Raw genomic sequence first — 11,158 nt, forward strand, 5'->3', positions numbered from 1 at the left:
TCTTCCGTTGAGCTACCGTGCCACGAGAGGCACGGACGGGATTCGAACCCACATCTGCCGGTGCGGGCCCGGGCCTGGCGGGCGGTGTGCGGTGGCGCATGCTGAGTCTGGAGCGAGAGTCTGAACTTGAGCGGCGGGGCCGGTGCGTCCGGCTCCACCTGGTCAGTTTCACGTTCTGATTCAGCTTTTCGCGCGCACTCGGCGCGCACCCTCCGCGCTCAAACGGAGGGCGTCCTCTGGCCGTTCACGGTACGGCGGGACCGGTGTCCGGCAGCCGTGGGGGACCACAGGCCGGACGCGGGCGAACCGGCGGACTGCCCGGCCGGCTCAGGAACCGGCGAGCAGGTAGCCGAACACGGCCTCGCCGACGCGCTGGTCGTCCACCTCGAAGGCGTTGGCCTCCTCGCGGGCGAACTTCACCGCCTCCTGGAGCCGTTCGACGCGCTCCAGCAGCTCGTTGACCCGGCGGGCGGGCAGCGCCCCGGAGAACTTCACGGTCGTCCAGTAGCCGATCGCGATGTCCTCGTAGTACACCTCGACCTGCGCCGGGTGCTGCTCGGTGGCCTCCGCCTTGACGTGGTTGCGCGGCACCTTCTTCGTACGGACGGTGCGCACCGGCTCGGTCTTCCAGGTGTCCGTGGACGGGTCCTGCGCCCAGGACTCGGCCGCGTCCAGCACCGGCAACCGGCGGACGAAGGCGTGCAGTTCGCCGAGCTGCTTCTCCAGGAACAGCAGGTACGGCACCGGGACCCCGGCCAGCAGGGTGCGGCCCCCGACCACCACGTCGGCACGGGCGGCGGTGTTGGCCCAGTCCTTCGCGGCGGTCACGTCGAAGAGCCGGGTGAGGCTCGTGGCGGCGGTCCGCAGCAGGTCCTCGGCCTTGACCTGGACCCTGGTCGACTCGGGCGGGAACTGCTCGCCCTCCTCGTCCTTGGGCTGGTAGGTCCGGGACAGCCCGGCGAGCAGGACGGGCTTCTGGATCTCCTGCTGGGCCCGCGCCAACTCCTGGGCGGACTTGGACTTGACGCCCTTTTCCACGGCGATGATCTGATTCAGCTTCGGCACGTGAGCGAAGGTAGCAGGAACGACTCGTACGGGTGGGCGATTTATGGGCTGGGTGCGCTGCTGTCAGGCGGGGTGCCGAACCCGGCGCCGGTGGTGCTCGCCCGGCGGCTGACGCCGAGGGGGCGGCACGGCTCGCGCCCGATCGAGGGCCGGGCGTCCGCGCGGTCCGGTGGGCGGGGCCCGGTCGGGGCGCCTGCGACGGGGGGCGCGGGCCGCCACTGGCCTGGTCCGGCCGGTGGGGCTCGTGCCCCGCGTCGCGGGCGTTCCCCCGTTCCCCCGTACGGCCCCGGTTCCCCCGTGGTCCCCCGTGGGCCGATGCACTGAGGATGCCGTGCGGGGGCTCGGGGCGCACTGCCTGTATCCGGCAGTCTTCCGCGGCCCCGGCCTGCCGGGCCTGGCCCGTACCGCCCGCGCGGCGGTCTGTACGGACGTGCCGCACTCTGATAGTAAGGCTTCCTTACAGAGGAGTCCCCCAACTCCTCGTGTCAGGAAGGGCGTTGACCCCCACATGCGACGCACCTCGGATACCTGCGACAGTCCGCGGGACACCACTTCCGCACCAGGCCCCCGCCGCCACCTCGCACCACTCGCACCACTCGCACCACTCGCACTCCTCCTCGCGCTCGCCGCGCTCCCCTCAGCGGCGTACGCGACGACCACCACCTCCTCGCCCGGCTCCACCGCACCGGCCCTGACGACCCGCGCCGCCCAGGAGGCACCCGCCGTGACATCCGGAGGGGCGGTCCGCCCGGCCGCCGCGAGCGGACTGGACGAGCCCGCCAAGAAGGAGATCGCGATGCGGCTGGTCTCCAGCGCAGAGAACTCCAGCCTCGACTGGAAGGACCAGTACCGCTACATCGAGGACATCGGGGACGGGCGCGGCTACACCGCCGGCATCGTCGGCTTCTGCTCCGGCACCGGTGACATGCTCGGACTCGTCAGGCACTACGCCGAACTCGCGCCCGGCAACGTGCTCGAACGCTTCCTGCCCGCACTGCGCGCCGTCGACGGCACGGACTCGCACGAGGGCCTCGGCACCGCCTACGAGGACGCGTGGCGGGAGGCGGCGAAGGACCCGGTCTTCCAGCGGGCGCAGGACGAGGAACGGGACCGCGTCTACTTCGGCCCGGCCGTCGCCCAGGGCAAGGAGGACGGGGTCGGCACGCTCGGGCAGTTCGTCTACTACGACGCGATCGTCATGCACGGCCCCGGCCAGGACAGCACGAGCTTCGGCGGCATCCGGGCCCGGGCGCTGCGCACGGCGGCGCCGCCCGCGCGGGGCGGTGACGAGACGCGGTGGCTCAACGCCTTCCTCGACGCCAGGGTGTGGGCGATGAGGCAGGAGTCCGCGCACGAGGACACCAGCCGCGTCGACACCGCGCAACGCGTGTTCCTCGACGCGGGCAACCTCGACCTGGACCCGCCGCTGGACTGGAAGGTGTACGGGGACAGCTACCACATCGGGTGAGCACGGCTTCGTGGCCCGGTAGACCGTCGCGACCGTCCCCCGGACCCACCGGCTACCGGGCCACCGTCCCCCGGACCACCGGCTACCGGGCCACGAACTGCGTGAGGATCGCCTGCACCTCGTAGATGTCGACGCCCTTCGTGAAGGTCTTCTCGATCGGCGTGGAGTGGCCCGAGAGCCAGATCTTGAGTTCGGCGTCGAGATCGAAGTGCCCGGCGGTCTCCACGGCGAAGTGCGTGATGCTGCGGTAGGGGACCGAGTGGTACTCGACCTTCTTGCCGGTGATGCCCTGCTTGTCGACGAGCAGCAGCCGCCGGTCGGTGAACAGCATGGTGTCGCGGATCAGCAGATACGCGGCGTGGACCTGCTCCCCCTGGCCGAGCAGCCGGGCGTAGTCGTGCTGCGCCTTGGCCGGGTCGACGGTGTGGGCGTTCCCGAACATCGCCATGGTCTGGCCTCCCTGCGACGTGGCGCGGACGGTGTCCGTACCGCGGCTCCACCGCCGAGCTTCACACGAAGGCCGGGGCGGAGGCCAGGGTTCCGGGCCGGGTCGGTCGCGCCCGTGGAGCGGTCGCGAGCAGACAGTAAGGTAAACCTAATGTCGCTCTCGCACGCATCTTCGTCCGCCCCGGCCCCGGCGCCTGCACCCGCCCCGCCCCAGGCCGCCCCGTCCCCCTCCGCCGCGTCCCCCTCCGCCTCGTCCGCGCACGCGCTCGCGTCCGGGTACGTGCCGCTGGGCTCGCCGGAGGAACTCCAGGAGCGGCTGGGCGGCGAGCCGTGGCCGCTCGTGATCGAGAAGGTGCACGACCGGCTCGTGGACGAGGACCTGGACCTGCTGGCCCGCAGCCCGTTCTGCGTCCTGTCGACCGCCGACGCCGAGGGGAACTGCGACGCGTCCCCGCGCGGTGACCTGCCCGGCTTCACGCACGTGATCGACGCGGGCACGATCGCGCTGCCCGACCGGCTGGGCAACCGGCGCGGCGACAGCTTCCGCAACATCGTCGACAACCCGCACGTGGGCCTGCTGTACCTGATACCCGGGGCCATGGACGTCCTGCGGATCAACGGCCGCGCCCGCGTCCTGACCGACGCGCCGTTCTTCGACGCCATGACGGTCAAGGGCCGCCGCCCCCAGCTGGCGCTGCTCGTGGAGATCGACGAGATCTTCCGCCACTGCCCCCAGTCGCTGCGCCGCGCCGGCCTGTGGTCCCCGGACTCCTGGGAGGGCGCGGAAGCCGCACCCGGCAAGGGAGTTGCCCCGGTCGCCTGACGCGCGACGGCCCCGGCTTGGCTATAGTCCGCCTGTCGTACGGCACCGGGGGGCGGGCCGCGGGGCCCGCACCGGTCGGCTCAGGGGGAGAGACACGTGCATCCGCTCGTCGTGGTGGACAGGTTCAGGTCGGGTTCCGGGCGCCTGCGGGCCTGGGGGGTGACCCTGCTCGTCCTCGCCGGACTGCTGTGGGTCTACGCGGCCTGGCAGATGTTCGCGCCCTACACGGGGGAGTTCGGCCGCGTGGACTGCTCCGGGCCGGCCTTCCAGGACCACGAGGACCTGTACCGCGAGGACCCGTACCGTGGTTCGGCCTCCCGGAACTGGGGCGTCTACAACGCCGAGTCCTGCGCCGCCGCCAGGGACTGGGCGGGGCCGCTCACCGCCCTCGTCCTGTCGACCCCGCTCGCCACGGTGGGCGGGATGCTCGCCGCGACGGGCACGGCGAGCCTCCGCGTCAGCGAGCACATCGAACGGCGCGGCCGGGCCGAGGAGAACTGACCGCGCCCGGGCCGTACGTCAGCGGGGCCCGGGCTCCCCGGCCCCCGTACCGGCGGCGACCTGCGCGGCGGGCGAGGGGTCCGTCCCCGCCGCCGGGGTGCCGGCCGCGATCACGGCGGAGCGGGCGCGGGCCCCGTCCCCGCGGTCCATGAAGCCGCCGAGCAGCGCGAGGCCGAGGCCCGCCACCGCGAGGCCCGCGCCGACGAGCGCGGGGGAGGTCCAGCCCCAGCCGGCCGAGATGACGAGGCCGCCGAGCCAGGCGCCCCCCGCGTTGGCCAGGTTGAAGGCCGAGTGGTTGGAGGCCGCCGCCATCGTCGGGGCCTGCTCGGCCTTGGCCATCAGCAGCATCTGGACCGGCGTCGTGATGAGCGAGCCGACCGCGCCGATGACCAGGACGCACAGCAGCGCCGTCGCCGTGACGTGCACCGCGAAGGAGAACGCGAACAGGGTGAGGGCGAGGACGATCAGGCCCCCGTACAGCGTCGGCCGCAGCGCCCGGTCGGTGAGCGGGCCCGCGATCAGCGTGCCCAGCGTCATGCCGATGCCGTACAGCGCGAGGACGAGGGTCGTCGAGGACTCGGCCATGCCGGTGACCTCGGTGAGCATCGGCACGAGGTAGCTGTACACGGCGAAGCAGCCGCCGAAGCCGACGACGGCGGTCGCGAGGCCGATGCCGACCTGCCGGTTGGCCATCGCGCGCAGCTCGCGGCGGATGCCCGCGCCCTCGCCGCGCGGCTGGTGCGGGACGAGCACGGCGAGCGCCGCGAGGGACACGAGGCCGATCACGCCGACCGCGAGGTAGGCGTACCGCCAGCCGAGGTGCTGGCCGAGGGCGGTCCCCGCGGGGACGCCGATGATGTTGGCGACCGTCAGCCCGAGGAACATCGTGGACACCGCGCGGGCGGCCCGCTCCGGGGCGACGAGCCGGGAGGCGACGACCGCGCCGACCCCGAACAGCGCCCCGTGCGGCAGCCCCGCGAGCACCCGGGCGCCGAACAGCGTGCCGTAGCCGGGGGCGAGCGCCGAGGCCGTGTTGCCGACGACGAACAGCCCGGCGAGCAGGAGCAGCAGCCGCTTGTGCGGGATGCGGGCGCCGAGGCCGGTGAGCAGCGGGGCGCCGATGACCACGCCGAGCGCGTACGCGGAGACGAGGTGCCCGGCCTCCGGCACGGACACGCCGAGGCCGTCGGCTATCTGCGGCAGCAGCCCCATCGAGACGAACTCCGTCGTGCCGATCCCGAAGGCGACGACGGCGAGGGCGAGCAGGGCCAGGGGCATGGCGGGGAAACCTCCGGTGGGGACGGCAGGACGGTTCCGGGGGTCGGGTCGTGCGTTTCGCGGCCCCCCGGTCCGGGCCCGCGCAGGGCCCCATCGCCCGGCGCATGCGAAAAGAGGGGCCGGGCAGGCGGCCCCCATCAGCGCAGCGACCCCGGTCCCCTCCCGCATTCCGCCCCGACCGATATTTCCGGCATGAGCTACGTCACTCCGGGGGCGATGACCTCTCCGGGGCGTGGCCTGCCGCGTGGCGCCCCGGGCCCGGACCGTCGTCCCCCCGCCCGGGCCCCTCGTCCGCCCCGCCCCGGTCCCCGTCCCCCCTGATCGCCCGCTCGACCGCCGTGATCCGCTCCGCGAGCAGGCCCAGCGCGGCGACCGCGCGGACCGCCGGGTCCTGCTCGGGGCCGCCGAGCGCGGTGCGCCGTACGTACGCGGAGCACAGCGCGTCCCAGCGGGCCGACTGCGCGGGGGTCGCGGTGCCGCGCAGGTGGGCGAGTTTGAGGAGCGCCGACTCGGCACCGGTCGCGAGGGTGCGGGCCTCGCCCGCGTAGTGGTCGTGGACGAGCGCGTCGAGTTCCGCCTCGTTCATGGCGGGGGAGATCCGGGCCACGATCCGGTTCATGTCGCGGTAGGAGCCCTGGAGCAGGAACGGCGGTTCGGTGCGGTCCGCGTCGTCCTGTCCGGCCGAGGCGATGTACGCCGCGTTGACCGCGAGCACCGTGTCGCGGGCGCGCAGCACGAGGCGCAGGACCGCGAGGACGCGGTCGCGTTCGGCGGGGGCGTAGGGGTGGGCGGTCGCGTCGGCGCGGGCGGCCGGGTCACCGGCCGCGGCCCGGACCAGGACGCCGAGGTCGGCGGGGTCCCGTCCGGCGAGCGGGGCGAGGACCGGGTGCGAGGTCAGGGCGTTCTCCACGAAGCTGAGCGCGAAGCTCTCCGCCCTGCCGTTCAGGACCTCGCCGAGGTTCCACACGTCGGCGCGGTTGGCGAGCATGTCGGGGACCCGGAAGACGCCCCCGGACTCGGTGAACGGGTTGCCGGTCATGCACACCGCGAAGCGTTTGCCGCGCAGGTCGTGGCCGTTGAGGGTGCGGGTCGCGTCGCACAGCGGGATGAACTTCTGGAGCAGCGCGGGGGACAGGTGCTGGATGTCGTCGAGGTGCAGCAGCACGTTGTTGCCCGCCTTGAGCGCGAAGCCGATCTTCTCCAGCTCCCGGCGCGCGGCCTCGTTTGGCGCCCCGGCCGGGTCCAGGGAGGTGACCTCGTGGCCGATCGCGGGCCCGTCGACCTTCACGAGGAGCAGCCCGAGCCGCTCGGCGACGTACTCCACGAGCGTCGTCTTGCCGTAGCCGGGCGGCGAGAGCAACAGCAGCAGCCCGCCCCGGTCCGCGCCGCCCTCCGCGCCCGCGGCCCCGATCTGGCGGGCGAGGTTGTCGCCGGCCAGCGGCAGGTACACCTCGTCGACCAGGCGGCCGCGCACGAAGGAGGACAGGACGCGGGGCCGGTACGCGGCCAGGTTCAGCCGGCGCACCTCGCGGGCCAGCAGCCCGGTGCGCAGCCGCTGGTAGGCGCGGAACCCGGGGACCACGCGCCGCGCGAAGTCCCCCGTCCTGGCCAGGAACTCGTCGACGCGCAGCGGCAGTCCCTCCGGGCCGATACGGGGGTGGGTGCCGAGCAGCCCGGGAACGGTGACGGTCGTGACGCCCGCCGAGAGCTGATCACCAGTGGACGTGCGTTCGGTGTGTTCGTGGCGCGCGAGGCCGGGGCACACCTCGATCGCGACGGCCTCGGCGAGGTCCCCGGCGTCCACCGGCTCCCCGCACGAGGCCGCGTACGCGGTGAGCCAGCCCTCCACGAGACGCCGCGCGCCCGCCGCGTCGTGCCGCGCGAGGCGGGCCAGTACGTCCTCGGCGTACGGCGGCGGCGACCCGGGCGGGGCGGCGCCGGACACCGCGCGGGCGAACGCGTCGAGGAGGGCGCGGGCGGCCGGGCCCGTCACGAAGGACTCACCGGAGGCGGCCAGTTGCTCGATCAGGTACGTGGCGGCGGGCGCGGTCAGCGCCTGCGGTGACCGCCCCTCCTCCCGTGACGCGGCGACGAGCGTGTCCCGCAGTGTGTCCAGGGCGCCCGGGGCGGTGCCGAAGGTCTCCCTGGCGCGGACGAGCGAGGCGGCCTCCCCGGCCCAGGCGGCGCGCTGGTCCGGGGAGGTGCCGTGCGCCCAGAACAGCTGGGCGGCGGCCCGGTCGGCGGCGCGGTGGCGCAGCAGCCCGGCCGCGCGGCGCAGCCGCAGCACCGCGCCGAGCACGGCCGCCGCGTCGTGGTCGTGCACCCCGCGCTCGTAGCCCTCGTCGTACGCCGCCTGCGCCGCCCGCCGCGTCAGCGCGGCCAACTCCGCTTCGTCCAGGGCCTCCAGGGCGTCCGCGCCGTGTTCGGCGAGAAGGCGCGCGGCCAGGTGCTCGGCGCGGTACACCTCGGCGTTCTCGCTGGACAGGGACTGACCCCAGTACGGGCGGGTCGCGGCGAAACCGGGGTCGGTGACGGGCGCCCGGTAGTCGGTCCCGGTCAGCGCGAGGACCAGCCGCCCGGCGCCCTCCTCGCCCTCCTCTCCCTCGGTGTCCTCCGCGCCCGGTACGAGGGTGAGTTCGGGCGCCCGGGTGGTGACCGTGAACCGGTGCGCGCCCAGGCGGACGGTGTCCCCGCCGTCCGCGTACAGGTCGGTGCGGTCCCGCAGGGCGCGCAGCGCCTCCTGCCGGGCGGCGACGAGCCGTCCGGTCAGCTCGTCGGCGCGCACCGGGTCCCCGAGCCGCCGCAGCCGCTCGGCGATCCCTCGGACCTTGACCGGCAGCGGGTCGGAGGCGAAGTAGGCCGCGACCTCCTCGGCGGAGCCGAGCCCGGCGCCGCGCCGGGCGACGGAGGCGAGGACCTGGGCGGCGGAGGTGGCGAGGCGTTCGGCGCGGCGGGCCCGTTCGTCCTGGAGGGCCTGGCGGCGCGCGGAGAACGCGTCCCGCACCTCGGCCCGTCTGTCGGCGATCTCGGTGAGGAAACCGTCGTGGTCCGCGAACCGCGCCTCCAGGTTGTCCAGTTGGACGAGGAGCGAGGTGAGCTGGGTGTCGCAGTCCTCGGGGGTCCCGGCGGCGGCGAGCGCCCCGGTGACCGACTGGCCGAGCAGCGCGAACTCGGCGGTGAACGCGGCCCGCCCCTCCGCCTCGCGCAACTCCCGTACGCGGGCGGCCAGCAGGGCCCGGGCGCGGTTGAGCCCGCCCAGCACCTCGGCGATCCGCTCCAGTACGACGGTGCGCACGGTCGCGTCCACGACGGGGCCCTCGTCGGCCCCGTCCGGGTCCGTCCCGGCGCCGCCCGTGGGGGAGTCGCCGACGCCGAGTCCGGTCACGACCTCGGTGAGGGTGCGCAGGCCGAGGACCCGTTCCTCGACGCGCGCGGTGAGCGCCTCGGCCTCGGCGACCGCCCCGGTCGTCGGCGCCCCGGCCACGATCCGCTCGGTCTCGGCGTGCTGCTCGGCGAAGGCCGCCGGCCGGCTCAGGAAGTCGACGGCGCGCCGCACGGTCGTCGCGAGGTGCCGGCCGGTCTCCGCCGCGAGCGCGTCGACGGCCGCCGGGTCGGCGTACCGCAGGTCCTTCAGGGCGAGCGCCCGGCCCTGGGCGCGGCGCAGCAGCGCGATCCGGTCGATCCACTCGGCGGCCCGTGCGGGCGCCTCGCCGCGCACCCGGCGCACGAGCCGCCGCACCTCCTCCTCGACCGCCGCGAAGGACTCGGCGGCCCGCGCGGTCAGCTCCCGTACGGAGGCGGACTCGGCGAGCACGTCGGCGGCGGCCTGCCGTACCGCCTCCAGCGCGGCGCGCAGGTCACCGGCCTCGGGGTCGCCGAGCCAGGCGTGCCGGTCGGCGGCGCGCTCGCAGCTCGCGAGCAGCGCGCGGTGCAGCGCCCCGGTCCCGGTGCCCGAGGCGGCGGCCCGCGCCTGTCGCACGGTCGCGAGGCAGTCCGCGAGCCCCCGGACGAGTTCGGCGTTGCCGATCCGCGCGAGCGGGCCGCCGTCCGCGCCCGCCGCGTGGTCGGCGGCGTACGCGTCGGACACGAAGGGCGTACGCCACCACTGCACGGTGTGGACGCGGGCCGGCTCCCCGGGCACCGCGCGCAGGACGACGAGGGTGCCGTCGTCGAGCAGGGCGTGCCCGTGGCCGGTGACCGGCGTGGACACCTCCTTGCGGATCAGGTTGTACGGGAGCAGCAGCGTGCGGCCGCCGGAGCGCGCGCGGAAGACGTACAGGACGTCCTCCCCGTTGGGGGAGCGCACGGACCGCTCGAAGGCCGCATCGGGCACGGCGCCCTCACCGGCCCGCGCGTCCCCGTCCCCCGCCTCGGTGTCGAAGGTGCGCACCTCGCCCGTCGCGAGGCAGTAGCCGCCGGGGAAGACGAGCCCCTGTCCGTCGGGGAGCCGGCGGCAGGACCGGCCGATCGCGTCGATCCGCACGACGGCCCGGGTGAGCGTGTTGAAGACGAGGTGGCGGGCCTCGGGCTCCTTGTACGGGCGGACCCGGATCAGGACGAGGGCACCGACGACGGCGTACGCGACCTCCGCGTCGGCCAGCGACTGGAGGGGCTCGGCGACCGGCTCGCGGTACACGCCCTCGCCGGACTCGGTGTCGTTCTCCACCTTCACGGTGAGGGCGCCGCCGACCGCCGAGACGAACACGGTGCCGTCCGCGAGCGAGAGATGCGGGTGGCGCCCGGGCACGTGGTCCGCGCGGCCCGCCACGGTCCACTCCACGTCGTACGGCTCGGGCACGGTGTGGTCCCGCTCGCCGAGCGCGTCGAGGAAGCGGACGGCGGGGGCCGGGGTGGTGGCCGTCGGAGCGATGGTGGCTGAGGTGGTGCCGGGGGTGGTGGTGCCCGAGGTGGTGGTGCCCGAGGCGATGGTGCCCGAGGCGATGGTTTCCGTGGTGAGCGCCCAGCGCAGGACCCGCAGGTCCTCGTCCCGCTCACCGGTGCGGAAGACCGCGAGCAGCTTCCCCTCGACGAGCCGCAGCCGCAGCAGCCTGGCCCCCTGGAAGTACCGGTGCAGATCACCGAACTCCCGTACGAACGAAGGGTCGTCGAGCAGTCCGGGCACGGCCGTTTGGGGCAGCGCCCGCCCCTCGCGGTCGTACAGCGAGAACACGTCCGCGACGGTGACCGGCCCGGCGGGCCCGGTGCCCGCGGGGCCGCCGCCGAGCGCCGGGGCGGTCCCGCCGTCCCGGCCGAGGTCGTGCCCGAGCAGCAGGACATCGCCGACGGCCACGAGATCGCGCGGTACGCGCGCCGTCTCCGTCCGCAGGTGTCCGGTCCCGGCGAGTTCGGTCCCGGTCGAGCCGAACTCGGCGACCCGCGCGGCGTCCAGCGCCTCCGCACGGCGGGCCAGCACGTCGGCCCGCTCGTTCAGCCGGTCCCGCAGGAGCGCGTAGGTGGTGTCGTCGGCGGGCGAGGTGGTGGGGGAGTTGGTAGGGAAGCTGGTGGGGGAAGTGGCATGGTGCACCTGCTCGTTGTCCGTGTCTGCGGCAGTGGTGTCCCGCCCGGCCGCCGCCCTG

The 11,158-nt window shown here is 74.9% G+C and carries 7 protein-coding genes; 3 read left to right on the top strand and 4 right to left on the bottom strand.

From position 1 onward, the window contains the following. Window positions 1–327 precede the first annotated feature (327 nt). Window positions 328–1,065, bottom strand: coding sequence for a hypothetical protein (locus AB0J21_RS10360; protein WP_363145432.1), 738 nt, complete (start codon window positions 1,063–1,065; stop codon window positions 328–330). Window positions 1,066–1,573: 508 nt separating this feature from the next. Here AB0J21_RS10360 and AB0J21_RS10365 point away from each other — a divergent pair. After that, the gene (locus AB0J21_RS10365; protein WP_363145433.1) at window positions 1,574–2,533 is read left to right on the top strand and encodes a chitosanase; all 960 of its coding nucleotides are present in this window, start codon (window positions 1,574–1,576) and stop codon (window positions 2,531–2,533) included. 82 nt (window positions 2,534–2,615) lie between these two features. Here AB0J21_RS10365 and AB0J21_RS10370 read toward each other — a convergent pair whose 3' ends face one another. After that, window positions 2,616–2,981 (bottom strand): PH domain-containing protein, encoded by a 366-nt coding sequence (locus AB0J21_RS10370; protein ID WP_363145434.1) that lies wholly within the window; start codon window positions 2,979–2,981, stop codon window positions 2,616–2,618. A gap of 150 nt (window positions 2,982–3,131) precedes the next feature. Here AB0J21_RS10370 and AB0J21_RS10375 point away from each other — a divergent pair, with 150 nt between their 5' ends. Continuing rightward, window positions 3,132–3,803: an MSMEG_1061 family FMN-dependent PPOX-type flavoprotein gene (locus tag AB0J21_RS10375; protein WP_363145435.1), complete on the top strand. Its 672-nt coding sequence runs from the start codon at window positions 3,132–3,134 to the stop codon at window positions 3,801–3,803. Window positions 3,804–3,899: 96 nt separating this feature from the next. Next, a complete protein-coding gene (locus AB0J21_RS10380) occupies window positions 3,900–4,304 on the top strand; it encodes a hypothetical protein (RefSeq protein ID WP_363145436.1) in 405 nt (134 codons plus the stop codon). A gap of 18 nt (window positions 4,305–4,322) precedes the next feature. Here AB0J21_RS10380 and AB0J21_RS10385 read toward each other — a convergent pair whose 3' ends face one another. Next, window positions 4,323–5,582: an MFS transporter gene (locus tag AB0J21_RS10385; protein ID WP_363145437.1), complete on the bottom strand. Its 1,260-nt coding sequence runs from the start codon at window positions 5,580–5,582 to the stop codon at window positions 4,323–4,325. A gap of 202 nt (window positions 5,583–5,784) precedes the next feature. Beyond that, window positions 5,785–11,025: a DNA repair ATPase gene (locus tag AB0J21_RS10390; RefSeq protein ID WP_363145742.1), complete on the bottom strand. Its 5,241-nt coding sequence runs from the start codon at window positions 11,023–11,025 to the stop codon at window positions 5,785–5,787. Window positions 11,026–11,158 lie beyond the last annotated feature (133 nt).

Origin of the sequence: Streptomyces sp. NPDC049954, assembly GCF_040656295.1 — a bacterium.
GTDB lineage: Bacteria > Actinomycetota > Actinomycetes > Streptomycetales > Streptomycetaceae > Streptomyces.